20 protein-coding genes are annotated in these 24,279 nt (G+C 71.4%); 11 read left to right on the top strand and 9 right to left on the bottom strand.

Going from position 1 to position 24,279, the window contains the following annotated elements; translation table 11 throughout:
* Together AB0N07_RS42625 and AB0N07_RS42630 are read left to right on the top strand one after the other, a co-directional pair.
* Positions 1-409, top strand: a 409-nt coding sequence (locus AB0N07_RS42625; RefSeq protein ID WP_365844852.1) for a sigma-70 family RNA polymerase sigma factor, incomplete at its 5' end; no start/stop codon positions are given.
* A 1-nt stretch (position 410) separates the two neighbouring features.
* Positions 411-1,136 carry a hypothetical protein gene (locus AB0N07_RS42630; RefSeq protein WP_365844854.1) on the top strand — a complete coding sequence of 242 codons (726 nt, stop codon included), beginning with the start codon at positions 411-413 and terminating at the stop codon, positions 1,134-1,136.
* A gap of 66 nt (positions 1,137-1,202) precedes the next feature.
* Here AB0N07_RS42630 and AB0N07_RS42635 read toward each other — a convergent pair whose 3' ends face one another.
* Positions 1,203-4,505, bottom strand: coding sequence for a S8 family serine peptidase (locus AB0N07_RS42635; protein WP_365844856.1), 3,303 nt, complete (start codon positions 4,503-4,505; stop codon positions 1,203-1,205).
* Between the two features lie 183 nt (positions 4,506-4,688).
* On the opposite strand from AB0N07_RS42635, the gene AB0N07_RS42640 reads away from it, so the two are divergent.
* From AB0N07_RS42640 to AB0N07_RS42655, 4 genes are all read left to right on the top strand, one after another.
* Positions 4,689-5,156: an NUDIX hydrolase gene (locus tag AB0N07_RS42640; RefSeq protein WP_365844858.1), complete on the top strand. Its 468-nt coding sequence runs from the start codon at positions 4,689-4,691 to the stop codon at positions 5,154-5,156.
* A 212-nt stretch (positions 5,157-5,368) separates the two neighbouring features.
* The gene (locus tag AB0N07_RS42645; protein ID WP_365844860.1) at positions 5,369-7,114 is read left to right on the top strand and encodes a TIGR03767 family metallophosphoesterase; all 1,746 of its coding nucleotides are present in this window, start codon (positions 5,369-5,371) and stop codon (positions 7,112-7,114) included.
* Between the two features lie 101 nt (positions 7,115-7,215).
* The gene (locus tag AB0N07_RS42650) at positions 7,216-8,361 is read left to right on the top strand and encodes a serine hydrolase domain-containing protein (RefSeq protein ID WP_365844862.1); all 1,146 of its coding nucleotides are present in this window, start codon (positions 7,216-7,218) and stop codon (positions 8,359-8,361) included.
* A gap of 249 nt (positions 8,362-8,610) precedes the next feature.
* A complete protein-coding gene (locus AB0N07_RS42655; protein ID WP_365844890.1) occupies positions 8,611-9,795 on the top strand; it encodes a glycosyltransferase in 1,185 nt (394 codons plus the stop codon).
* Positions 9,796-10,026: 231 nt separating this feature from the next.
* Here AB0N07_RS42655 and AB0N07_RS42660 read toward each other — a convergent pair whose 3' ends face one another.
* From AB0N07_RS42660 to pepN, 3 genes are all read right to left on the bottom strand, one after another.
* Positions 10,027-10,257 carry a hypothetical protein gene (locus AB0N07_RS42660; RefSeq protein WP_365844864.1) on the bottom strand — a complete coding sequence of 77 codons (231 nt, stop codon included), beginning with the start codon at positions 10,255-10,257 and terminating at the stop codon, positions 10,027-10,029.
* A 530-nt stretch (positions 10,258-10,787) separates the two neighbouring features.
* Positions 10,788-11,846, bottom strand: coding sequence for a hypothetical protein (locus AB0N07_RS42665; RefSeq protein ID WP_365844866.1), 1,059 nt, complete (start codon positions 11,844-11,846; stop codon positions 10,788-10,790).
* Positions 11,847-12,034: 188 nt separating this feature from the next.
* On the bottom strand, positions 12,035-14,635 hold the full coding sequence (pepN, locus tag AB0N07_RS42670; protein ID WP_365844868.1) for an aminopeptidase N: 2,601 nt from the start codon (positions 14,633-14,635) through the stop codon (positions 12,035-12,037).
* Between the two features lie 138 nt (positions 14,636-14,773).
* On the opposite strand from pepN, the gene AB0N07_RS42675 reads away from it, so the two are divergent.
* The gene (locus AB0N07_RS42675) at positions 14,774-15,439 is read left to right on the top strand and encodes a DsbA family protein (protein WP_365844870.1); all 666 of its coding nucleotides are present in this window, start codon (positions 14,774-14,776) and stop codon (positions 15,437-15,439) included.
* 3 nt (positions 15,440-15,442) lie between these two features.
* Here the strand turns inward: AB0N07_RS42675 and AB0N07_RS42680 are convergent, their stop codons facing one another.
* The 4 genes from AB0N07_RS42680 to AB0N07_RS42695 all read right to left on the bottom strand — a co-directional run bounded on the left by AB0N07_RS42680 (position 15,443) and on the right by AB0N07_RS42695 (position 19,212).
* The gene (locus AB0N07_RS42680; protein ID WP_365844872.1) at positions 15,443-15,670 is read right to left on the bottom strand and encodes a hypothetical protein; all 228 of its coding nucleotides are present in this window, start codon (positions 15,668-15,670) and stop codon (positions 15,443-15,445) included.
* 84 nt (positions 15,671-15,754) lie between these two features.
* Positions 15,755-17,179 carry an FGGY-family carbohydrate kinase gene (locus AB0N07_RS42685; protein ID WP_365844874.1) on the bottom strand — a complete coding sequence of 475 codons (1,425 nt, stop codon included), beginning with the start codon at positions 17,177-17,179 and terminating at the stop codon, positions 15,755-15,757.
* A gap of 126 nt (positions 17,180-17,305) precedes the next feature.
* The gene (locus AB0N07_RS42690) at positions 17,306-18,328 is read right to left on the bottom strand and encodes a 2-hydroxyacid dehydrogenase (RefSeq protein WP_365844876.1); all 1,023 of its coding nucleotides are present in this window, start codon (positions 18,326-18,328) and stop codon (positions 17,306-17,308) included.
* 44 nt (positions 18,329-18,372) lie between these two features.
* Positions 18,373-19,212: a DeoR/GlpR family DNA-binding transcription regulator gene (locus tag AB0N07_RS42695; RefSeq protein ID WP_365844878.1), complete on the bottom strand. Its 840-nt coding sequence runs from the start codon at positions 19,210-19,212 to the stop codon at positions 18,373-18,375.
* Positions 19,213-19,496: 284 nt separating this feature from the next.
* Here AB0N07_RS42695 and AB0N07_RS42700 point away from each other — a divergent pair, with 284 nt between their 5' ends.
* The 4 genes from AB0N07_RS42700 to AB0N07_RS42715 all read left to right on the top strand — a co-directional run bounded on the left by AB0N07_RS42700 (position 19,497) and on the right by AB0N07_RS42715 (position 23,194).
* A complete protein-coding gene (locus tag AB0N07_RS42700) occupies positions 19,497-20,936 on the top strand; it encodes an FGGY-family carbohydrate kinase (RefSeq protein WP_365844880.1) in 1,440 nt (479 codons plus the stop codon).
* Positions 20,933-21,547, top strand: coding sequence for a histidine phosphatase family protein (locus AB0N07_RS42705; RefSeq protein WP_365844882.1), 615 nt, complete (start codon positions 20,933-20,935; stop codon positions 21,545-21,547). The genes AB0N07_RS42700 and AB0N07_RS42705 overlap by 4 nt, the downstream gene beginning before the upstream one ends.
* Before the next feature lie 216 nt (positions 21,548-21,763).
* Positions 21,764-22,534, top strand: a complete 771-nt coding sequence (locus tag AB0N07_RS42710) for a LamG domain-containing protein (protein WP_365844884.1) — start codon at positions 21,764-21,766, stop codon at positions 22,532-22,534.
* A 75-nt stretch (positions 22,535-22,609) separates the two neighbouring features.
* Entirely contained in the window at positions 22,610-23,194 is a 585-nt protein-coding gene (locus tag AB0N07_RS42715; RefSeq protein ID WP_365844886.1) for a sigma-70 family RNA polymerase sigma factor, read from the top strand.
* 3 nt (positions 23,195-23,197) lie between these two features.
* On the opposite strand, the gene AB0N07_RS42720 is transcribed toward AB0N07_RS42715, so the two are convergent.
* Positions 23,198-24,130, bottom strand: coding sequence for a hypothetical protein (locus tag AB0N07_RS42720; RefSeq protein WP_365844888.1), 933 nt, complete (start codon positions 24,128-24,130; stop codon positions 23,198-23,200).
* Between the last annotated feature and the right edge of the window lie 149 nt (positions 24,131-24,279).

A 24,279-nucleotide genomic window follows, 5' to 3' on the forward strand; every position in this document is an offset into this window, starting at 1 on the left:
GCCGGACGGGGTGCAGCAGGTCCGTCTGCGGCTGCTGGAGCGGGCGGCGAAGGGGTACGAGGCCCCGCGCGACGTCTCCGCATGGGCGGCCGTCGTCGCTTCCAACCTGGCCATGGACTGGCACCGGGCCAAGCGCCGCCAGGAGCGGGTGGGCGAGCGGCTCGCCTCCCTGCGCCAGCTGGAGCACCCGTCGGGCGAGGACACCAGCCTGCTCTCCCTGGCCGTCGCCCAGGGCCTGGACGAGCTCCCCGACTCCCAGCGCCAGGTCCTCGTCCTGCGCTTCTACGCCGACCTGCCGGTCCGCTCGATAGCCGACGAGCTCGGCATCCCGGAGGGCACGGTCAAGAGCAGGCTGCACACGGCGGTACGGGCACTGCGCGCCCGCCTGCACGAGGACGAGGTGGTGTGAGATGACCGCCGAACACAACGGCGTCGACGCGCTGATGGCCGCGATCACCGGCGAGGAGCTGCCGGAGGAGGCCCGCACGGACGCCGCCTTCGCCGCCGAGCACCGCAGGGCGACGGCCGACGTGGCGCTGCTGCGGCTGCAGCTCGGGATCATCGGGGACGCGCTGGCCGAGGAGCCGCGACCTGAGCGGACGCCCGCTCCGGTACGGGCGCCGCGGGACTGGCGCCGGGCCCGCAGGTTGGCCTTCGGGTCCCTCGCGGTGGCCGCCGTCGCGACCGTGCTGTCGGGGCTGGGCTGGCTGGTGGTGCAGGCCGGCAGCGGCGCCGACACCATGTCGGGCGGCAGCGCCGACTCGGCAGCCTCCAAGGCGGACCGCAAGGCCGAGGCCGGCTCCGCCTTCTCCAGCCCCGGCTACCTCGCCTGCACCCGCCTGGTCGCCGAGGGCGAGGTGACGGCGGTGCAGCCGGTCCACGGCACCGCCGGGCCGGAGCGGATCACTCTGGACGTGACCCGCTCGTACAAGCCGGAGAAGTCCCAGAAGGAGATCACCCTGCTGATCGAGGACGAGACCCTCCGCAAGGCCCTCCACAAGGGCGACCACATCCTGGTGGCCGTCCCGGCGCGGTCCGCCGTCCCGGAGCACGTGATCGTCGGCGAGACGTCGATCGCCCGTGAACGCGCCGGACTCACCCGGGCGCTGCCCGAATCGGCCGGGGTCACCTGCTGAGGTGGCCCGCTGACGGAAAAGGGCGGGCGCCCTTACGGACGCCCGCCCTCACCGCCGTACCACCGGCTACGGCGTGACCTTCTCGATCTTCACGCTGCCGGTGCCCGCGGCCGTGCCGCGTGCGTTCACCAGCTGGACCTGGCCGAAGAACTCACGGCCCTCAGGAGCGGCCGCCGCGGCGGTGACGCTGCCGGAGACGGCCGCCGACTCGCCCGTGCCGAGCTTCACCGGCGCCGACTCGTCGACGGTGACGGTGCCCAGGGACGCGGAGTAGAAGACGTCCCGGTAGTCGTAGGCGGTGGAGCCGGACGGGACCGAGTAGCCCGCGACCTCGATGGTGTACGTGCCGGCGGCGGGCGAGGCGATGGAGACCGCCTCCTCCGAGTCGCCGTCGGCGGACTGGCCGACGACCGTGCCGGCCGCGTTCTTCACCGTCAGGTCGAGGTCGGCGGACGCGTCCGACACATTGCCGATGGCGACGTCCAGCGACTTGGCGCCCGCGGGCACCTCGACCGTGGTGGTCTGCGTCTCGCCCTGCTTGATGGTCGGGCGGGCCGTCTTCGACGAGCCGAGCGGGCCGCCGACCAGCTTGCCGTCGAGCGCGGCGAGCCTGTTCGTCACCTTCCAGGAGACGGCGGCCGGGGTACCGACCTTGGCCTCGGGGACGGTCACGGTCTGCGGGTCGAAGGCCGCGCCGAGGACGGCGACGTCCAGCTTGTACGGGTTGTCGAGCAGCGGCGAGGTACGGCGCGACTCGACCTCGATCTCCCAGACGCCGGCCTGCGGGTCCGTGTACGAACGCACGTCGGGCCTGCAGCCGTTGCCGTCGAGGTAGTGCGGGTAGCAGTACGGGGTGCCGGTGTTGTCGACCGGAGTGCCGTACGGGTGGATGGCGATGAACCGGGTCTGGCTCTTTTCGCTCAGCCCGCCGATGGCGACCTCGAGGGACTTGGCGCCCTCGGGCACGGTCACGAAGTACGACTGCGTGCTGTTGCGCTGCACCGTGTTCGAGGCCGTGAAGGTGTACTTCACCGGCGTCGAGACCACGACCGTGGCGAGGATCTGCTTGTCGACGCCCTCGGTGCTCGGGTCGTCGACGTCGACGATCGCGCTCTTGATGCCCGCGGACCTCGGGTTCGCCTGCACCTTGACGGTGACGGGCTGGTTCAGCGGCAGCTTCACCCAGTCCTTGCCGACGATCCGGAAGGTGTCACCGGCGTTGTTCTCGATGCTCAGCTCGTGCCAGAGCGCCTTCTCGGAGCCGGAGGTCCGGGTGATCGTGACGTCGTACGTCTTCCTGTCACCCGCCTTGAGGCCGCCCTCGCGGTCGTACAGGCCGGTGCCGAAGCCCGGCGTCTTCAGTGCCTGGTCGAGCGCGGTGTCGACCGGGGCCTTGACGACGTAGTCGGAAGGCACAGCGTCGTTCGCGGTGGCGCCGTCGCGGATCGCGTCCCAGGCGTCGACGATGTCGATGCGGCCCGCACCCTCCTCGTACGCCTGAACGCCCTTGATGTGGTGGGCGGTTGACGTCAGTGCCGTGCGCAGGGCGGCGGGCTTGAGCTCGATGCCCTGCTGCTTGGCGGCCGACAGCAGCAGCGCGCTCGCGCCCGTGGCCTGGGGGGAGGCCATGGACGTGCCCTGCAGCATGGAGTAGCCGGCCGGCAGCGAGTAGCCCGCCTCGGCGACGGGGGAGCCCGGCAGCCAGGTCTGGGTGGTGTTGATCGCGGCGCCGGGCGCGACGAGGGTCGGCGTGAAGCCGCCGTCCTCGCGCGGGCCGCGGGAGGAGAAGGGCATCATCGCGTACTTCTTGTCCACGACGGAGCCGTAGTTGGATGCCCAGGTCGCCTTGGAGATGGCGGCGCCCACGGAGATCACCTTGTCGGCGAGCCCGGGGTCGCCGATGGTGTTCGCGCCCGGGCCGGAGTTGCCCGCCGAGATCACCAGCTGCACGCCGTAGGTGTCGATGAGCCGCGTGTACAGCTCGGCGCGCGCGTTGTTGCCGTCGTTGAGCGCCGGGAGGCCGCCGATGGACATGTTGACGATGTCGACACCGCGGTTCACGACGAGGTCGATCATGCCCTCGGTCAGTGCGACGTTGGTGCAGCCGCCGGTCCAGGTGCAGGCGCGGGAGGAGACGATCTTCGCGCCGGGGGCCGCGCCGTTCATCTTTCCGCCGAACAGACCGTTGGCGGCGGTGATGCCGGCGACGTGCGTGCCGTGCTCGGACTCGATGACGCCGATGTTGACGAAGTCGGCCTTCTTGCCGATCCAGTCGCCGCCGTACGGGTCCATCGGCACGTCCTTGCGGATCTGCACGACGAACGGCTGGCGCTCCACGACGTCGGTCGACGGGTCGTCGGTGCCGAAGTAGCCGACCTGGAACCCGTCCTTGTACGGCTTCATCGGCGTGTCGTCGCTGAAGTCGTAGTTGTTGTTGAGGTCGACGCGGACCGTGCCGGCGGCGGCGTCGTACAGGACGCCCCACTTGTCCGTGGTGTCCCCGTCCCGGTTGGCGTCGCCCTTCGCGTCGCCGCCCGCGGTGGCGGCCTCGCTGAAGGTGCTGACCTGGTACGACCCGGCGGGCGCCGTCCACGTCTTTCCGCCGTAGGTGAAGGTGGGCCCGGAGACCGAGGTCACCATCGGGCGCCAGGTGGCGTCGCTGTCGACGATCGGGTCGGTCGCCGTCACCCAGTCGACGATCTTCCGCTCACCGGTGGTGGTCTTCTGCAGCGCCGGGTGACCGAGGTCGACACCGGAGTCCAGGATGCCGATGGTGACGCCGCGGCCGTCCGCCTTCGGGTGGTCCTTCACGAAGTCGACGGCGCCCGTCTCGAAGGACGGGTTGTACGGGTTCTCGGCGGGCGTGTTCTTGTCCGGCGCCGGGTAACCGACCGTGCCCGAGGCGGACTTGGAGCCGCCCGTCGCGCTCGGGTCGTCCAGCGGTATCTCCTTGCGCAGGTCGATGCCGTGCACGGAGGAGAGCTTCGCGGCGGCGGCGATGGCCGCGTCCGCCTGCGAGGTGGGGACGGTGGCGCGGACGTAACCGAGCTTGTCGTACGTCCGGCCGACCGAGCCGCCCTTGACCGCGTCCAGCTTCCCGGCGACCTGCCCGGTCTGCCCCGGGGCGGTGGCGATCATCATCGTGACGTTCTTGTCGCCGTCGGCCTTCGCCTCGGCGAGCAGGTCCGCGTCGTCGGAACCGAGCTTTTCCTGCGCGGACTTGACGCTGCCGTCCGAGGGGGCGGTGGAGCCCGGTGACGGCGCGTCGGCGGAGAAGGCCATGGGTATCGGCCCGGCCGCGGAGAGCGCGGCGACGAGACCGGCGGCCACGGCTATTCGGGCCACGGGTCTGAGGGGGGTGAGGGTCATCGGCATCCCTAGGAGTGAAGATTTTCAGTGCCGGACGAGGGCACAGCTTTACCCAAGGGGCAGTTGTTTGGGAAGTGTTGACCGAAACGATATGGACGTATGGGGAAAACCCCCGATGCCCTTTACAAGGATGAGTCCCCAATGGTGCCAAATGATCCGGCGGTTCCGGACTAACGTCCCTACGTGCGCAGGAAACTGAGGGTGGCGGCCTACGCCATATGCGTCCGCGACGACCAACTCCTCCTGGCCCGCTGGACCGACGGCCGGGGCCGCCCCGAGTGGACCCTGCCCGGCGGCGGCGTGGAACACGGCGAGGACCCCTACGACGCCGCCCTCAGGGAGGTCGAGGAGGAGACCGGCTACCACGTCGACCTCACCGCTCTCCTGGGCGTGGACTCGATCCGCCGCACCGCCCCTCGCAGCTTCGGCCGCTCCGTCGAGCACCACGGCATCCGTCTGGTGTACGAGGGCCGGGTGGCCGGCGGCGAACTGCGCCACGAGGTCGGCGGCTCGACGGACATGGCGGCCTGGCATCCCCTGGAGACAGTGCCCGGGCTGCGCCGGGTCGCACTGGTCGACGCGGGTCTTGCACTGTGGCGGGAGCGGCCGGCGGCGGGGCGGGTGAACTGCTTGCAGTACCCAGAAAGATGAACGCGGAGTGACCGCCCCCGAGCCGCCCGACGAGCGGTCGTGAACGCGCAGGGTGGCCCAAGATCCACGTACGGTGATCGGCGTTGCCCGTTGCCGCCTCGTTCACCAGCAGGTCATCCCCGGTGCCAAGCATCCAGTACGAGCGGGTTGTTCGCGCCAGCGAAACAGCCCGCGACCACTGCCGACGCGTTGCCACTCGGGGAGATCGCGCCATGTCGCGCATACGCTCTGTCGCCGCCACCATCCCGGCGATCAACCGCCGTACCGTCCTCGCCGCCACCGGCGCGGCGGCCGTCTCCGCAGGCGTCGGCTACGCCCTGCGGCCCACCGACAGCCAGGCCGCCACCGACACCACCGTCGTGGCGCAGTCCCGCAAGGCCCCGGCCGCACCCCTCGCGCCCTACACCAAGGGCACCACCCTCGCCACGGTCGCCGCCCCGCGCACCTCCTCCGGCTACCGCCGCCTCGGCGACGGCCCCGGCTGGTCCCGCGTCGTACGCAGCGAGCTCGCCGCCCCCAGGTCGGGCCGCGCCGGCCGCCGTACCGCGCTCGCCGCGTTCGTACAGCTCACCGATCTGCACCTGACCGACTCCCAGCACCCGTCGCGCCTGGAGTGCCTGCGCTCCACCGACAAGGGCGCCTGGCGCCCGCACGAGGCGCTGACCGTGCAGGGCGCGATCTCGCTGGTCGAGCGGATCAACGCGCTGCGTGGCGCCCCCGTCACCGGCACCCCGCTGCACTTCGCGATGACCACCGGCGACAACACGGACAACAACGCCAAGTCCGAGCTCGAGTGGTACATGAAGATCATGAGCGGCGGCCGGATCACCCCCAACTCGGGTGACCCGCGGCACTACGAGGGCGTCCAGAACAGTGGCCTCAAGCTCTACTGGCAGCCCGACTCCATCCTTCGCGACGGCGACAAGCAGCTCGGCTTCCCGCATCTGCAGGGCTTCCTGGCCGCCGCGATCCGCGAGGTGCAGAGCCCCGGCCTGAACCTGCCCTGGTACTCCACGGTCGGCAACCACGACGCCCTGCCGCTCGGCTGCTTCGGCCACGGCGACTCCTGGCTCGCCGAGTACGCGGTCGGCGGCAAGAAGCTGATGTCGCTGTCCGCCGCCGAGGGGAAGAAGCTGCAGGACGCCATCAGGGCGAACAAGGACCCCAAGGGCACGGCCTACCGGGACCTGCTCAAGGCCCACGCGCGCGACATGCGCTCGGTCACCGCGGACGAGAGCCGGGCCCCGTTCACCCAGGCCGACTACCTCAGGGCCCACCTCGACCCGGCCCACCGCGGCAACGGCCCGGTCGGCCACGGCTACTCCACCGCCAACCTCGACGCGGGCACGCAGTACTACACCTTCCGCATCGCCGACGACGTCATCGGCATCAGCATCGACACCACCGACCCGGGCGGCCACTACAACGGCTCCATCGGCACGACCCAGCTGAAGTGGCTCGACAAGCAGTTGCGGGACAACAAGGACTCGCACGTCATCGTCTTCAGCCACCACACCAGCCAGTCCATGGCGAACACCTCGAACGTGGATCCGGCCCACCCGAACGAACGCCGGCACAACGGCCAGGAGCTCGTGGCCCTCCTCGGCAGCCACGCCAACGTCCTGGCCTGGGTGAACGGCCACATCCACCGCAACTACATCACGCCGCACAAGGGCTCCGGCGGCCACTCCTTCTGGGAGATCTCCACCGCGTCCCACGTGGACTACCCGCAGCTGGCGCGCGTCATCGAGATCACCGACAACAAGGACGGCACGCTCTCCCTGTTCACCACCCTCGTCGAGTCCGCGGCCCCGCACCGCACGGACTTCGCCGACCTCACCCAGACGGGCCTGGCCGCCCTCTACCGCGAGCTGTCGTTCAACGCCCCCGGCTCCAGCACCGCACTCAGCGGCGACCCGAACGACCGCAACACGGAGCTGGTCCTGAAGAAGGGCTGAAAGCGGCTCAACCGGCCCGCGGTGCATCAACCCCCGCACCGCGGGCAGGGTCTGTCTCCTTCGACCGAGCTCGGCGACGAGCGAGCGAGATGGGGGAAGACATGACCGTACGTACGACCCTGGTGGCGGCCACCTCGGTGGCGCTGTCCGTCGCCCTGGCCGGCCCCGCCCTTGCGGCAGGGCCCACCGCCACCGGAGCCCACGACGCGACCCGCAGAGCGATCGAAGCCGCGGTCGAGGACGGCGTTCCCGGTGTCACGGCGACCGCGAAGGACGCCCACGGCACCTGGTCGACGACCGCCGGCGTGGGCGACCTCGGGGCGGGCGCGCCCCGTTCCGCCCGGGACCGCTACCGCGCCGGCAGCATCACCAAGAGCTTCGTGGCCACCGTGCTGCTCCAGCTGGAGGCCGAGGGCAGGCTGTCGCTGGACGACAAGGTGGAGAAGTGGCTGCCGGGCGCCGTCCGCGGCCACGGGCACGACGGCCGCATCATCAGCGTCCGCCGGCTCCTGAACCACACCAGCGGCATCTTCAACTACACGAACGACGACACCTTCGTCCGCGACCATTTCTCGGAGGAGGGATTCCGCAAGCACCGCTACGACCGCTGGACCCCCGAGGACCTGCTGGCGGTCGCGATGTCCCACGCACCGGACTTCGCTCCGGGCACCTCCTGGCGCTACTCCAACACGAACTACCTCCTGGCCTCCATGGTGATCGAGAAGATCACCGGCCACTCGTACGGCGAGGAGATCCGCGCCCGCATCATCGAGCCGCTGCATCTGACCGGCACATCGATCCCCGGCAACCGGGTCACCCTCCCGCAGCCCAGCAGCCGCGCCTACTCCAAACTCGCGCAGTCGACGACCGGCCCGACGTACGACGTCACGACTCTGAACCCCTCCATGGCCCACGGCTCGGGCGAACTCGTCTCGGACGCCGCAGACCTGGACCGCTTCTACTCCGCGCTGCTCCGCGGCCGTCTCCTCCCGCCGCAGCAGATGAAGGAGATGAAGACCACGGTGAAGGCCGGCGATGCGACCGACGCCCGCTACGGCCTGGGCCTGATCGACCTCACCCTGCCCTGCGGCGTCCACGTGTGGGGGCATGACGGCGGCATCCACGGCTCGGTGTCCCAGGCGGTGACCACGGCGGACGGGCGGCACTCCCTGGCGTTCAACTTCAACGCGGACTGGGCCGGGGACGGCGACGCGGTGATCGCGGCGGAGTTCTGCGGCGACCGCTGAGACCGCGCGGCGGCCCGTCCTGCGCCGCCGGAAAATCACGGGTTATTCCTACCCGGCCGCCGAATGATCGGCGCTTCACACATCCGTGTAAACAAATGCCGGGTGTAATCGAGAGGACTCCGACACGAAGCGCCGAGTTAATCCGTACGCAATATTCATGCCGCCTCATATCGGCTAACCCGCTGTTCACGGGGATGGCTCGATTTCTGCAAGGCGGGTGGTCGTATGCCCACGAGGCGCGGACTGCACGTGCTCTCGGTCTACGAGGGTTTCTTCTCCGGCGGGGCCCGGATCGTTCACAGTGACGTCGTACTCGGACTTCAGGAGGGTGACCAGCAGCATCGTGTGCTGAGCCTCCATGGCGAGGTGCACCGGGAGGCCACCCGGCAGCGGATGGAGGACGACGCCTGCTACCGGTCGCTGACCGCGGCGGGCGTGGGCGTCACCTCCCTGGGCCGGGTCTTTCCCGCCGGCGGTGATCCGGCCACCTTCACCGGGCCGGAGCTGGCCGACACGGCGCGGGCCACGGCGGAGGCGGACGTGATCCTTTCGCTGAAGGAACAGCCGCTGCGCCTCCTGAACCAGGCGGGCCTGCCGCGCCGTCCCGTCGTGGTCTGCCTGCACCGCTCCGACCCGGAGAACCAGGGGGCGGCCCTCGACGAGCTGAAGGCCGCCATCGCGGACGGCAGGGTGGTGGCGTGCGTGTGCTGCGCGGAGTCGACGCGGGCGGCCTACGAGGCCGCGGGGATCCCGGCCGAGGTGCTGCACGTCATCCCGAACGGCGTGGACCTGGAGCGATTCCGCCCCGACCCGGCCCGGCGACTCGTCCTGCGGGCCTCGCTCGAGATCCCGGCCGCGGCGCCGGTGGTCGTCTTCGCGGCCCGCTACGACGCGATGAAGAACGTCCCGCTGTTCCTGCGGGCGGCACGGGAGTGGCTGGAGCAGCGGCCCGACGGGCATGTACTGATGTGCGGCGCGGGCATGACGGCTGCCAATCCGGGACTGGAGGCGGACGTCGAGACCGCGTTCGGCCCGCAGCGATCACTGACGGACCGGGTCCACCTGCTCGGCGTCCGGCACGACATGGAATCCGTGTACGCCGGTGCCGACGTCGTCGCGCTGACGTCCTCCTGGGGCGAGGCGGCCCCGCTGTGCCTGGTCGAGGGCATGATGTGCGGCGCCGTACCGGTCGCCACCGACGTCGGCGACAGCGCCGCGATCGTGGCGGGCCACGGTTTCGTCACACCGCCCGACCCGGCGGCGATCGCCCGGGCCTGGACGGAAGCGGCAGCCTCCCGCACCGCCCTCACTCCATCCCTCACCGCAAGCCGCGAACGCTTCAGCCGCACCCGCATGATCGCGTCGTACGCCACCCTCCTCGACTGGGTGGCCGCGGGGGCTGCCGCGAGGCCGGCCCTTCCGGAGCCGCACTGAGCGGCACGACTGCCCGCAGTTGCGTCGCCTGGGCGAGTGATGTCGGCGGCCCGGATTCCGGGGCGCCGGCATTGCCTCCTTGGCGCAGCGGTGAGCGCCCGGCTGCGGGCCGACGAGTTCGAGGAGCGGTTCCCCGGGCTGCTGCCCGCCGTCGTCAAGAACATCGCCGAGAACGTGGGAAAGGGCGGGGACGGCGAACAGTGACGTCCGCCGCCCCCGCCCGGGCGCCGCTCAGCCGAAGAACACGTTCCCGAGGCCCAGTCCCGTGTACGTGTCCCGCATCGTGATCACGTCACCCTCGCGCAACTCGGCCCCGTCCTTGTGCGAGCTGATGCACGACCCCAGCAGCAGGTACACGACCGTGCCCGCCTCGAACAGGCCGCGCCGGCGCAGCAGCAGCCGTTCCAGGACGCGCGGGAGTAGAGCATCTCCCGCCTGCCGAGGGCGCCCCGGCGCCCCCACACAGCCGTACCGTCGCGGCTGATCGACGCGCTGACCTCGCTGGACGGCGGCACTTCGGCCAGGACCACCTCGGCGGCCACGGACGTCGGCTGGAGCTTCGACGGGTTCGCCAGATTGCGGCGCGCGCGTCGCAGACCCGCGTCGGAGAAGTCGTGGGCCAGGGTGTAGCCGAGGTAGACCGGGTCGCCCTCCCTTCCTGTGCGCCGGGCTCGGCAACACCTGCCTGCCGGCCGACGCGGACGAGCTGTGGGGGCTGCGCAAGGCCCCGGCGGAGTGCTTCCCGCCGGTCGACCCCGTCCCCGTGTCGCTGGTGGTCGCACCGGGCACCGAGGAGAGGGTCATCGAGGCCGCGCATCTTGCGGCCCGCGACGCCCTGAGCTGCCTCCCCTATCTCGACGAGGGCACCCACGACGACCCGTACGACCTCGTACCCGAGCCGGCGCCGCCGCTGGCCTCCTGGCCCCACGAGGAGGGGCCACCGGCACCCGGTGGCCCCTCCTCTCCCCTCCTGGTCCCGCCCCGGGCCGTCACTACCGCGGCAGGACCACGACATACGCGGCCGGCTCCCGGTCGCCGGACGCCATCAGGGCCGTGCGGACGACCGCCGCCTGTTGTTCCATCGAGTCGCGGAGCTTCTTGGGGGTGATGTGGACGACCGTGATGCCCAGGCGCTCCAAGTGCTCCCGCTTGCGGGCGTATTCGGACCACAAGGCGTCGTCGTCCTGCCGAAGGCCTTGCCGCGGTGCCCGGGTATCCAGCTCCACGGCCACCGCCTGCTCCGGCCAGTACGCGTCGAGGCCGCCGAGGTGGGGGCCGCCCGGCAGGCGGAGGTCCACGTTCCAGACGGGGTCGGGCAGGCCGTAGTCGTGGACCATCCGGTACAGCCGGTCCTCCGCGATGGCGCGGCCCTCGGCCAGCAGGGAGTCCACCGCGTCCACCACGTGCGGGCGGCTGAGCAGCTTCGCCTGGTTCAACGCCCGCACCACCGAGGCCGGTTCGCAGTGGCCGGCACGCACCGCCTCCGTCAGCAGCCGGCGCACCGCGCCCGCGTCCGCGAGTTCCGACACCGCGTCGGCCAGGGCGCGCGGCACCGGAGCGACCGGAACTCCCGTCACCTGCTGGGGAGTCGGCAGTGCCTGTGTGCGGACGACCCGTGCGCAGCCCGCCGAGCGCAGCCGGCGCAGCCGTGGGACCAGTACGTCGATCTTCTCCAGCGACAGCAGTGGCGGAGCGGACGTGAAGCCGTGCAGCGCCAGAGCCGCCAGGCCCGTGATCATCGCCTCCGCGTAGACCGGCCGGTGCGGGCTCTCCGCGCCCGGCTGCGTCGGCACTCCGGGGGCCGACTCGCGCGCCGCGTACATCAGTACCGCGTGCAGCCGCTCCTCGCTGGTCGGCGGGCCCGGGTGGAGCAGGAAGACGCCCGGGAGGAGCTGCTGCCAGGGGCCACCGGTGCGGCACTGCTCGGTCATCTCGGCGGACGAGACGCCGTGCGCCCGGAGCTGAGCCGTCGTCAGCACTCGGCGGTGCACCTCGGCGAGGTGGCTCAGGGGGCGGGGGGAGGCCGGGGGGAGAGGGGTGTTGTGGTTCATGACGGGGGGTTTCCCGCGCTCGAACCCCCCTCTAACCGCTGTTACACGCCCGTCGACAAAGACGGACAAGGTGGCACTAAAGGACGCTTGTTCGGATGCCGATAGGGCAGGCAAAACCCCTGGTCCGTTCGGGTCGGACCAGGGGTTACGGGTGTTATTGACCGGATTCCGTAACGGTCACGGGTGGATCAATCGTTGGCCAAAGCCTGGGCCGCGGCGCCCGCGGACTGGGCCCGCAGCGCCCGCGCCAGATCGTCGCGCGCCTCGAGGACCAGCCTGCGCAGCGCCGGCGCCGCGTCCTCGTGGGCCGCGAGCCACGCGTCCGCCGAGTCCAGCGTCGACTGCGCGCCCTGCTCCGTCGGGCAGGACGGGAACAGCCCCCGGACCACGTCCATGCCGATCTGGATCGACCGCTCCCGCCACACCCGCTCGATCGCCGCGAAGTACTTCGGGGCGTACGGCGCGATCAACTCCCGCTGCGAAGGCTGCGCGAAGCCCGCGATCGTCGCCTCCACCAGGGCGTTGGACAGCGCGTCCGACTCCACCACCTGCGCCCAGGCCTGTGCCTTCACCGCCTCGGAGGGGCGGGCGGCCAGACAGCGGACCTGGTGCCGCTTGCCGGACGCGGTGTCGTCGCGGGCGAGCTCGGCCGCCAGTACCGTCTCGTCCGCGGCCCCGTGCGCGGCCAGCGGTTCCAGGAACGCCCAGCGCAGCTCCTGGTCCACCTCGAGACCGTCGACCTTCTCCGTACCGTCCAACAGGCCGCGCAGCAGCGAAAGTTCGTCCGGTCCTGACGCCACGGTGGCGAGGAAACGGGCCCAGGCCAGCTGCTGCTCGCCGCCCGGCTCCGCCGCCCGCAGATCCCGCAGGGCGACCTCGGCCAGCAGCCGCTCACCGGTCGGCCGCCAGGCCGGCGCCGCATAGTTGACCAGCGCCGAGTTCGCCCACGCGTGCAGCATCTGCAGCACGCCGATGTCGGACTCGCGGCGCGCGAACCGCGTCACCAGGTCCACGAAGTCGGCGGCGGGCAGCAGCGCGTCCCGGGTCAGGTTCCACAGCGCCGACCAGCACAGGGCGCGGGCCAGCGGGTCGGTGATCGCCCCGAGGTGCTCGCGCAGGGTGGCCAGCGAGGTGTCGTCGAAGCGGATCTTGCAGTACGTGAGGTCGTCGTCGTTGACGAGCACCAGCTCCGGCGCCTCGGCACCCGCCAGCTCCGCCACGACCGTACGCGGACCGTCGACGTCCACCTCGACCCGGGCGTACCGCTCCAGGGCGCCCTCGCCGGTGCGCCGGTACAGGCCCACCGCCACCCGGTGCGGCCGCAGCTCAGGGTGAGACTCCGGGGCCTCCTGCAGCACCGCCAGCTCGTCCACCCGCCCCTCCGCGTCCAACAGCACCTGCGGAGTGAGGGAGTTGACCCCCGCCGTCTGCAGCCACTTCCCCGCCCAGCTCGCCATGTCCCGGCCGCTGGTTTCCTCCAGCACCGACAGCAGATCGCCGAGGCGCGTGTTCCTGTACGCGTTCCGCTTGAAATAGCGGCGCGCGCCCTCCAGAAAGGCGTCCTGCCCGACGTACGCCACCAGCTGCTTCAGCACCGACGCGCCCTTGGCGTAGGTGATGCCGTCGAAGTTGAGCTTCGCGTCCTGCAGGTCGCGGATGTCGGCGGTGATCGGGTGGGTGGAGGGCAGCTGGTCGGCGCGGTACGCCCAGGCCTTGCGGCGGTTGGCGAAGGTGATCCAGGCGTCGGTGAAGCGGGTCGCGCCGACGTTCGCGAAGGTGCCCATGAAGTCCGCGAAGGACTCCTTCAGCCACAGGTCGTCCCACCACACCATGGTGACCAGGTCGCCGAACCACATGTGCGCCATCTCGTGCAGGATGACGTTGGCCCGGCCTTCGTAGGAGGCCCGGGTGACCTTCCCCCGGAAGATGAACTCCTCGCGGAAGGTGACAAGACCCGGGTTCTCCATCGCGCCGAGGTTGTACTCGGGGACGAACGCCTGGTCGTACTTCCCGAAGGGGTACGGGTGGTCGAAGTGGTCGTGGAAGAAGTCCAGGCCCTGCTTGGTGACGAGGAAGACGTCGTCCGAGTCGAAGTAGGGCGCCAGACCCTTGCGGCACAGGGCGCCGAGGGGGATCTCAAGGCGCGTACCGTCCTCGAAGGTCCGCTCGTAGGAGTCCGTGACGTAGTGGTACGGGCCGGCCACCACGCAGGTGATGTAGGTGGAGATCGGCTTCGTCTCCGCGAACCTCCACACCCCGTCCGTCCGCTCGCCGAGCCCGTTGCTCCAGACCGTCCACCCCTCCGGTGCCCGCACCTCGAAGCGGAACGGGCACTTGAGGTCCGGCTGCTCGAAATTGGCGAAGACCCGGCGCGAGTCGGCCGGCTCGTACTGGGTGTACAGATACACCTCGCCGTCCTCCGGGTCGACGAAGCGGTGCAGGCCCTCGCCGGTGCGGGAGTAGGCGCACTGCGCATCGACGACCAGCTCGTTCTCGGCGGCGAGGTCCTCCAGGAGAATTCGGGAGCCGTCGAAGACCTGACCGGGGTCGAGATCCCTCCCGTTGAGTGAGACGGAGGTCACACTCGGCGCGATCAGGTCGGCGAAGGTGGCGGCACCGGGCTCGTTGCTGCGGAAGCGGATCGTCGTGACGGACCGGAAGGTGCGCGGACCGTCCCCGGCCTCGTTCCCCACTGCCGTACGCAGGTCGAGGGACACGTCGTACCCGTCGACGGACAGCAGGGCGGCCCGCTCCCGGGCCTCGTCGCGGGTCAGGTTCTCACCGGGCACGGGCAGCGCTCCCTCGGCTGGTGTTCGGTATGTGGACAGGGCTGATCCTGCCATGGGGCACTGGCACCGGGCACTCGGGAATGGGGACGGGGAAGGCCGTTGTTGCGGGTTGTAACGAACACTTTTCCTAGGAGAGCCATGTCCGAGACCGCGAGCAGCTCCGCCGCGAAGACGCCCGTCGACTTCTGGTTCGACCCGCTGTGCCCCTGGGCCTGGATGACCTCCCGCTGGGTGCTGGAGGTGGAGAAGGTCCGGGACATCGAGGTCCGCTGGCACATCATGAGCCTCGCGGTGCTCAACGAGCCCAAGATCGACGAGCTGCCCGAGGAGTACCGCGAGCTGCTGGAGACCAAGGCCTGGCAGCCGATCCGGGTGGTCACCGCGGCCTGGCAGAAGCACGGCTCCGACATCCTCGGCCCGCTGTACACCGCGCTCGGCACCCGTATCCACAACGAGGGCCAGGGCCCGACGCGCGAGGCCGTCGAAGGCGCCCTGGCGGACGTCGGCCTGCCCGCCGACCTGATCGAGTACTTCGACCAGAAGGACTTCGAGTTCGACGCCGAGCTGCGCGCCTCCCACAAGGAGGGCATCGACAAGGTCGGTCAGGACGTCGGCACCCCGGTCATCGCGGTCCCCGGCCCCGACGGCGACCAGATCGCCTTCTTCGGCCCGGTCGTCACCCCGGCCCCCAAGGGCGAGGAAGCCGCCCGCCTCTGGGACGGCACGGTCGCGGTCGCCTCGGTCCCGGGCTTCTACGAGATCAAGCGCACGCGCACGAAGGGCCCGGACTTCAGCAACCTGTAGGGATCAGCCAGGGTCGGCTTCCGGGTTCTTGAGCTCCTCCGGGAGCCGGCCTCCCTCGCTCTGCTTGCTCCAGCGCTGGTACCAGCGGCAGCCCGGGGCGGTACAGCGCCACAGGTCGGTCAACCGGCGGTGTTCCGGCTGCACGGTCGGCCTTTCCTTCCCGTTGAGCGGCCTGAACACCTGGGTGCCGCTGCCCCCGCAGGTCGGGCAGTGCTTGTCCTTGAAGAACATCAGCGCCTCCTCACCGTCACCGGTAGTACAGCGCGTACGCGGCGAACCCGCCTCCGGAATCGTCGGGTCCCGGTGGTGCGTCCTTCACTCCCGCGCCCTTCCCCGCGCCTGCGCGAGCCGGGCCAGATGGTCCTCGTATGCCTTCGCGTAGTACGCAGCGCGGCCCGCGTCCGGCTCCACGACCGCCGTCGGCTCGGTCCACGCCGTCGCGTCCAGCGCGATGCCGTAGCGCTCCGCCGCCGCCAACACCGCACCCCGAGCGCCCACTTCACCCTCCACGACCCGCAACGGCCGCCCCAGGACATCGGCGAGCAGCCGCATCCAGGCGGGGCTGCGCGTACCGCCGCCGCAGACGGCCAGCGAACCCGTAAGGCCCGCCGCCTCCAGACAGTGACGGGCGGCGAACCCGATGCCCTCGCAGGTCGCGCGGATCAGGTCCGCCTTCGTCGACTCCAGGGAGACACCGGTGAGTTCGGCACGCAGACGCGGCTCGACGAAAGGTGCGCGCTCGCCGGACGGGGCGAAGTACGGCAGGACTCGGACGCCGTTCGCGCCCGGTGGGGTCCCGGCGAGCAGACCGTCGACCTCCTCGTGGCGGACACCGGTCGTCGACAGCACCCAGTCCAGGGCGGCCGTGCCGACCATCGCGGGCATGGCGCGCAGCAAGTGACCGGGACGGTCGGTGGAGATGTACAGGCCGGCCGGCTCGCCGGTCAGGTCGAGATCGGTCGTGGCCACCAGGGCGGCCAGGCAGGTACCGACGATGAGCAGACCGTCCCCGGGGCTCGTGACCCCCGCACCGAGCGCGCAGGACGGCAGGTCGTACGGGCCGTTCGCCAGCCGTGTGCCGGCCGGCAGGCCCTCGCCGCGCGCCTCGGCCGTCGCGATCGGGTCCGCGACGGGAGCGAGCAGCCCACGGCGGTGGGTCAGCCCCAGCAGCTCCACCACCCGGTTGTCGTACGCCCGCGTCCGCGGATCGAGGAACGGCATCGACGCGTCCGACACATCCGTCGTCGCCGGTGCCCCCGTAAGCCGCCGGAACACCATGTCCTTGCAGTACAGGGCGGTGGCCGCCGCGTCGAGGGACTTCGGCTCGTAACGGTCGAGCCAGGCCAGCAGCGGCCCCGGACACCCCGGGAACATGGCACTGCCCGTCCGCCGGAACACCGTCTCGAAGGTCCCGTCCGCCAGCCACTGGTCGAGCAGCTCGTGCGCCCGCCCGTCCATCCAGGAGGCGGCGGGGCGGACGGGCCGACCCTCTTTGTCGACGAGCCAGACGCCGTCCCCCTGCCCGGTCAGCCCGGCGAGCTCCACCGGTCCGGGCACCCGCGCGGTCAACGCCTCCAGCACGGTGACGACGGCCGCATACACCTCCTCCATGTCCTGCTCGACGACACCGCCGTGCAGCGCGAGCCCCACCGGCCGTGCCTCGACGGCGAGTTCACGCCCCTCACCGTCGAACGCGGCGGCCTTCACCATGGACGTACCGACGTCAATCCCAACGTACACAGCGGCTCTCCCTCACGGTCCGGTAGCGCCCCAACAGGGGCGCGGGGCTGTGCCGATATGCGGCTTCGCCGCGGGGCGCGACCAGCCACGACGTGGCAGCGGACAAATGACGACCTGCCGCGGCACTCACGTCAACGCGTGCGCGAGGGGCTCGCCCCTCGCCCACCGCCCCACTTCAGCGGCAGCGATACGCGCAGCCTTCTCCGCCACCGCCCGCGACGCCCCGCCCAGATGCGGCGTCATCACCACCCGCTCCCGCAGCCCGAACAACCGCGACCCCTCCGGCACGGGCTCCTTCGCGTACGTGTCGAGGGCGGCAGCCGACAGCCGGCCGCTCTCCAACGCGTCGCACAACGCGTCCTCGTCCAGCAGCGGCCCGCGCGCCACGTTCACAACCACCGCCCCCTCCGGCAGCAGCGCCAGTTCACGCGCACCGATCAGGCCCCGTGTCTCGGCGGTGAGCCGCGCATGCAGAGTGATCACCCGGGACCGGCGCAGAAGTTCGTCCAGCGAGAACACCCGCAGCCCATGGATCTCGCCCCGCACATACGGGTCGTGGACCATCACCTGCGCCCCGAACGCACACAGCGCCCGAGCGACCCGGCTGCCCACAGCCCCGTAACCCACGAGCCCGACCGGCAGGTCCTCCAGCTCCAGTCCGCTGTGTTCGTACGTGTAGTAGGTCGCCCCCTGCCAACTCCCCTCTCCGGCGAGGAGGTTGTGGGCCTGCGGGATGCGCCGCAGGGCCGCCAGCATCAGGCCGACGGTGAACTCGGCGGTGGCGGCGGCGTTGCGCCCGGGGGCGAAGCAGACGCGGACGTCGTGCCGTTCGGCCGCGTCCAGGTTGACGTTGACCGGGCCGCCCCGGCACACGACCACCAGCCGCAGGTCCGGGCAGGCGTCCAGGACCCGTTCCGTCACCGGTCCCATCTGGGTGACCAGCACCTGCGCCCCCGCGAGCGCGTCGATCAGCTCGTCCTCGGCGTCGCTGGCCTCCGACACCTCGGCCACCGGACCGAAGGGTTCAAGTGGCCAGCGGAGCGTCAACTCACGTACCTCGCAAGTGAGCTCTTGGCGCACCGCCGCCGTGATGAGCGACGGCAGGATGAAGTGGTCGCCGGCGGCGACGACACGCACGGGTTCACTCATCGCAGGGGAGTCTCCTGTCTCGAGGCCGCACCCGGGGGCGCGGATCACGTGGCTCCAGCTCGGTCATCGCCGCCCCTCGTCGCGCAGACCTGATAGGTGACCTTGTGCTCGTCAAGGTCCCGCAGCGCCTGAGCCGACGCCCCGTCGTCCACGAGGAGCAGGTCGAAGCGGGAGAGCGGGACGACCCGGTGCAGGGCGGTCCGGGCGAGCTTGGTGTGGTCGATCAGCAGGACGTTGCGGGCGGCCGAGTCGAGCATCGCCCGCTTCACCGACACGATGTGCTGCTCCTGGTGGTAGGCGTAACCTCCGTGCACGGCGGACGTCGACGCGAAGCACAAGTCCACCCGCAGCGACTGCACCGCCTCCACGCAGGACACCCCGAGGAAGGACGAGTGCAGCGGGTCGTAGTCGCCGCCGAGGGCCATCAGATGGATGCCCCGCTGGTCGGCGAGCAGGTTGATCGCCTCCAGGAAGTTGGTGACGACGGTCAGCGGGGTGATCTCACCGAGGCGCAGCCTGCGGGCTATCTCCAGTGCGGAGGTGGAGTCGTCCAGCATGATCGCCATGCCGGGCTCTATCGACCTCAGTGCCTGCTCGGCGACGGCGGCCTTCTCCGCCCGCATGGCCTTCAGCCGGTACTGCACGTTCGACTCGAACACCCCGGAGGGCTGGGCGGTCACCCCGCCTCTGAACTTCCTGACGAGGCCCTGCCGTTCGAGCTCGTCGAGGTCCCGGTGGATGGTCATCAGGCTCACCCCGAACCGCTCGGCGAGCTCGGCAGCGGTCGCCGAACCGTCGGCCAGGACCAGTTCGGCCATGGCGGCCTGCCGGGCCGCGGGCCCCTGCTGGTGTGCGCTGCCACCGCTGCTGCTGTTGCTGCTCATCGTGTCCCGATCAGTCGTCCTGGACCCTGGGGCCCGCCGGCCTCGAACAGCAGCAGGCTCTCAGGCCGGAACCCCAGCCGTACCGGATCGCCGGACCGCAGCCCGGTCGTGTCGGCCCGCGGCGCGACCAGCGAGCCCGGTGTGCTGTGCGGGGTGACACGTCGAGTCGACCCGCTAACAGAGGGTGTAACGGCGGAAGATGGCCGTCAATCCCTCGCGCAGGCGAAAATCTCAGGGCAGAGTGAGAAGTTCACATCCAGGGTCGCGATCAGTGGGAGGTCCGGATGGGGTATGAGGGCGAGGCCTGGCTGGGCATCGACCTGGGCACGCAGAGCGTCCGTGTGCTGCTCGTCGCCGCCGACGGCGCGGTGCTCGGCGCCGGTTCGGCTCCCCTGGCGGGGAGTCGTGACGGGGTGCGGCACGAGCAGGATCCGGGGGAGTGGTGGACGGCGGTGTGCACGGCGGCCCGCGTCGCCCTCAGGGAACGGCCTGCCCGTATCGGCGGGCTCGCGGTGTGCGGGACGTCCGGGACCGTGCTGCTGACGGATGCGGCGGGGCGGCCGGTGAGCCCCGCGCTGATGTACGACGACGGGCGGGCCTGGGCCGAGGCGGAGCGGCTGCGGCGTGCGGGGCTCACGGTGCAGAACACCTGGGGGCTGCCGAAGGCACTGTGGCTCCTGCGCACCCATGGGCCGGGTCGCATCACCCACCAGCCCGACCTCGTCGCCGCCCGACTCGTCGGCCGCCCCGTCCCCACCGACTCCAGCCACGCCCTCAAGACGGCCTACGACGTGGAGCGCGACGCCTGGCCGGACATCCCCGGGGCGCCCTTACTGCCCGACGTCGTCCGCCCCGGCACTCGCCTCGGCGAGGTCTGCCCGGCCGCCGCGGAGGCCACCGGCATCCCCGCCGGCACCCCGTTGATCGCCGGGATGACCGACGGCTGCGCGGCCCAGATCGCCTCCGGGGCGCTGCGTCCGGGTTCCTGGAACTCTGTGCTCGGCACGACACTCGTCCTCAAGGGGGCCTCCTCGACTCCCGTCCGTGATGCGACCGGCGTGGTCTACAACCACCTTGCACCTGACGGGAGTTGGCTGCCCGGCGGAGCGTCGAGCGTGGGGGCGGGCGTGCTGACCGCCGCCTTCGCGGGCGCGGACCCGGGGGTCATGGACGAACGGGCGGCCGCTTACGAACCCTCGGGCGCGGTGGCCTACCCGCTCGTGTCGCCCGGCGAACGATTCCCGTTCCTCGCGCCGCAGGCCTCCGCCCTGGTCCTGGGCGAGCCCGACGGGGAATCAGACCTGTGGGCCGCACTCCTCCAGGGCGTCGCCTTCACCGAACGGCTCTGCCTGGACTACCTGCACCACCTGGGCGCCCCCCTGGACGGCCCGCTCACCTTCACCGGCGGCGGCGCCCGCAGCCCGTACTGGAACCAGCTGCGCGCCGACATCCTGGGCCGCCCGGCCCGCGTACCGGCCCAGACGGAACCGGCACTGGGCATGGCGGCACTCGCGGCGTACGGGACGGGCGCGGGCTCCCTGGCGGACATCACCGACCGCATGGTCCGCATCCGCACGGTCCTCGAACCCGACCCCGACCGCACGGCCCTCTTCGCCGAGCCGTACGCCCGCCTCGTCGACGAACTGACGGCACGGGGCTGGCTGCCCGCACCCGTGGCGGCACACGCATACGCCCGCCTCGACCGGAATACTGCAGGCTCATGAGCACGACCCTCCTGCTGGCCCGCCACGGACAGACCGTCTGGCACGCCGAGAACCGCTACGCGGGCGTGAGCGACGTCGCCCTCACCGACACCGGCCGCACCCAGGCCGAGGCCCTCGGCCGCTGGGTCGCCGCCCACCCCGTCGACGCGATCTGGACGTCCCCGGTCTCCCGAGCCGTCATCACCGCCGCCCCCGCCTGCCACGCCCTCGGCCTCACCGCGCACCACGAACCCGACCTGCGGGAATGTGACTTCGGGGTGGTGGAGGGCCGCACCCTCGCCGAGTTCGCGGCCGAGGACCCGAAAGCAGCGGAGGCCTTCCGCGCCGACCCGGTGGCCCACCCCTTCCCCGGCGCCGAGGACCCGAGGGCCGCAGCCGAACGCGGCGCCGCCGCCCTGCACCGCATCACCGCCGCCCACGACGGTCAACGCGTCCTGGTGGTCGCCCACAACACCCTGCTGCGACTGGTGCTGTGCGAGCTGCTGTCCATTCCGCTGAGCGAGTACCGGCGGGTCCTTCCGCGACTGCAGAATGCGGCGGTCACCGAACTCCGTATGGAGGCCCGGTCGGTCGGGCTGATCTCGTTGAATGTCCCCGTGGCTTCCTCGTAGCCGGGAGGTCCCGTGATCCAGCCTGCGGGATTCGCCCCTGCAACGGGGCCGGACCGGAAGGCCTGACGGTATGTCGGGTATCCAACTTGAGGACACCGGGCGGGAGTTCATGGGGAGATACCGGTCGATCGGTGAGTACGCCGTGTGGTGGGACGCTTTCCGGTCGTACACGTGATCTAGAGTGATACATCTACGCCGTACGTCTCGGGGAGACTCATGAAGCGCAGATGGTCGCTCATCGCTGCGATCGCTGTACTGGCCGTCGCGCAGGCCTATGTCGTCACGCATCTGGTGCGCGACCACGGATCAGGACAGCAGCAGGCCGGGGCGACGGCGGCCGCTTCGGGTCCGGGCGCCGGCACCGCGGCGTTGCGCGGCGCCGGGTGGTGGCCCCTGCACCGGTCCGGCACCGCGAAGGCGGGGCAGCACGATGCGGTGGTCCACGGCGGCACGCAGTGGACCGACGGCCCCACGGGCGGAGCCCTGCAGCTGGACGGCACCAGCGGATACGCCGAGACCGGCTCCCGGCTCGACACCCAGGGCAAGGACTACTCGGTGGCCGCACGGGTGCGGCTCACCGCTGACGACATGGACGGCTTCCACACCGCCGTGTCCCAGGACGGCGACGGGGCCAGCACGTTCTTCCTCCAGTACTCCGGGTCGGACCACAGCTTCGCGTTCAGCTTCACCGGCGCCCGCACCCTCGCGGAGGCGGCCGGGAAGCCGGAGGCCGGCCGCTGGTACCACCTCACGGGCACCTACCGCCAGAAGGACCACCTGACGCGGCTCTACGTCGACGGTCGGCTGGCGGGGAGCCGGGTGGCCACCAACAGCGTGCAGCCCACCGGTGATGTGGTGATCGGACGCGCCAGGTTCAACGGGAACCCGGCCGACTACTGGAAGGGCGACATCGCCGACGTGCACATCTACGCGCGGGAACTGACATCCGGTGAGGTCCGGTCGCTGTCCTCCCGCGAGCCGGGCTGACGCCGGCACCGCGGCGGGTTCACCGCCGGCCAGCCGACACGTCTTCCCCACAGACGACCGGAGAGGAACAGGCCTTTGCCGGCCAGCACTTCGAGTGAAGACCGCAGACCCCGCCCCGTCACGGCGGACTCCGGTCCCGACGACTTCCTCCGGGCCCTTTACCACTTCCACAGCACCGCGTTGCTGCAGTTCGCCGCGCGGCGGCTGGAGGGCGACTGGCACCGCGCCGAGGACTTCCTCCAGGAGGTGGCGATACGCGCCTGGCGGCACGCCGAGGAGATCGACCCGACCACGGACGCGGCACGACCGTGGCTGTTCACCGTCCTGCGCAATATCGTCATCGACGCCCATCGGGCACGCCAGGCCCGGCCGCCGGAGGTCGGCGACCCGGAGCTCGTCCACCTGCCGGTCTCCGACGAGGTGGACCACGTCCTCACCTCCCTGGTGCTCGTCGAGGCGTTACGGGACCTGCGGCCCTCGCAGCGCGAGATCCTGCTGCACGTGCACTATCTGGGGCGCAGCGTCAACCAGACGGCCGAGGTCCTCGGCGTTCCGCCGGGCACGGTCAAGTCGCGGACGCACTATGCGGCCCGCGCCCTGCGGGAGGCACTGCACCGTCGCGGGCTGCACAGGGACGGCCTGGACCGCGAGGCCTGCTGAGACTCATGCGAAACGCCCCACATGCCGGGTGATCTGCAGCCCGAGCGGCCCGGTGTCGAGCGAGCCGTCGGCACCGGCCCGCCAGCGCCATCCCGCGGGTGCCTCGCCGACCACCAGCAGTGCGTCCCCGCGCCGCAGAGGGCTCAACGCCCCCTCCCGCTGCGGGAGCTGAGAGGCGTCCACGACGAACAGGCGCGGCGCCTCGTCCTTGACGGCGGTCCGGCGGCTGCCCTCGATCACCCAGGTGACCTGGGTGACGTCGGACGCATCGGACTCCTGCCAACCCGGGGCCCCCTTGGCGAACGCCTCCCCCAGGGTGGCCGCGGTGTGCAGACGCGAGCTGCGCCGCGCGTCACCGGCCACGAGCCCGTCGTCGGCCAGGGCTCCCACCAGGGTGACCTCCGCGAAGGCCCCCACCGGGCCGGAGAGCGTCTCGACGACGAGGGCCCGCACCAGGCTGCGCACCTCCTCGTCCGGGCCCGTCACGGAGATCGGCCCCGTCGCCCGGGAGAGGTCGACCAGCACCCGCTCGGGCCCGTCCAGCCCCACGGTCACCGTCAGCGCGTACGACAGGGCCGGCTCGCCCTCCGGACCGGGGCGGTGCAGGGCCTCGGGCGAGACCGTCCAGCGCTCGCCGTCGGCCTCGACGGTCCAGGGCTCGGGGGCGGTCTCCTCCGCACCGGCCAGCAGCAGTCCGAGCCGCTCCCCGGAGTAGACGACGGCGTACAGGTCCGGCAGCGGTCGGCCGGAACGCAGGCACTCGCCGGTCAGCCGGCGCAGACCGGCGTCGACCACGTCCAGCGCCTGCCGTCCCACGACGGCGGCCGAGGCGGCGACGGGCTTCGGCGGGCGGGCCCGCAACTCGGTGACGACCAGTGCGGTCACCGCCCCGATCAGCGCCAGCCCCAGCACCACGGCCAGGACGTACCAGATCATCTTCTGACTCCTTGTCGGGACGCCCCGGCGACGGAGCCGGGACGGTCGAAGGCGGGGCCGGCAACGCGGCGAAGTCGCGGCGCCCTGCACCCAAAGGCCACTACGGGGCCGGCCCGCGGATGGTTCACCACCCGTTCGTGAACCATCCG

Origin of the sequence: Streptomyces sp. NPDC051172 (assembly GCF_040682555.1) — a bacterium.
In the GTDB taxonomy this organism is placed as follows: Bacteria; Actinomycetota; Actinomycetes; order Streptomycetales; family Streptomycetaceae; genus Streptomyces.

Bases quoted from the DNA above. Each gene is read 5' to 3' on its own strand.
- AB0N07_RS42645 (WP_365844860.1), top strand. From the start codon at position 5,369: ATGTCGCGCATACGCTCTGTCGCCGCCACCATCCCGGCGATCAACCGC.
- AB0N07_RS42675 (WP_365844870.1), top strand. From the start codon at position 14,774: ATGTCCGAGACCGCGAGCAGCTCCGCCGCGAAGACGCCCGTCGACTTC.
- AB0N07_RS42650 (WP_365844862.1), top strand. From the start codon at position 7,216: ATGACCGTACGTACGACCCTGGTGGCGGCCACCTCGGTGGCGCTGTCC.
- AB0N07_RS42665 (WP_365844866.1), bottom strand. From the start codon at position 11,846: ATGAACCACAACACCCCTCTCCCCCCGGCCTCCCCCCGCCCCCTGAGC.
- AB0N07_RS42635 (WP_365844856.1), bottom strand. From the start codon at position 4,505: ATGACCCTCACCCCCCTCAGACCCGTGGCCCGAATAGCCGTGGCCGCC.
- AB0N07_RS42700 (WP_365844880.1), top strand. From the start codon at position 19,497: ATGGGGTATGAGGGCGAGGCCTGGCTGGGCATCGACCTGGGCACGCAG.
- AB0N07_RS42705 (WP_365844882.1), top strand. From the start codon at position 20,933: ATGAGCACGACCCTCCTGCTGGCCCGCCACGGACAGACCGTCTGGCAC.
- AB0N07_RS42690 (WP_365844876.1), bottom strand. From the start codon at position 18,328: ATGAGTGAACCCGTGCGTGTCGTCGCCGCCGGCGACCACTTCATCCTG.
- AB0N07_RS42710 (WP_365844884.1), top strand. From the start codon at position 21,764: ATGAAGCGCAGATGGTCGCTCATCGCTGCGATCGCTGTACTGGCCGTC.
- AB0N07_RS42695 (WP_365844878.1), bottom strand. From the start codon at position 19,212: ATGAGCAGCAACAGCAGCAGCGGTGGCAGCGCACACCAGCAGGGGCCC.
- AB0N07_RS42720 (WP_365844888.1), bottom strand. From the start codon at position 24,130: ATGATCTGGTACGTCCTGGCCGTGGTGCTGGGGCTGGCGCTGATCGGG.
- AB0N07_RS42630 (WP_365844854.1), top strand. From the start codon at position 411: ATGACCGCCGAACACAACGGCGTCGACGCGCTGATGGCCGCGATCACC.
- AB0N07_RS42680 (WP_365844872.1), bottom strand. From the start codon at position 15,670: ATGTTCTTCAAGGACAAGCACTGCCCGACCTGCGGGGGCAGCGGCACC.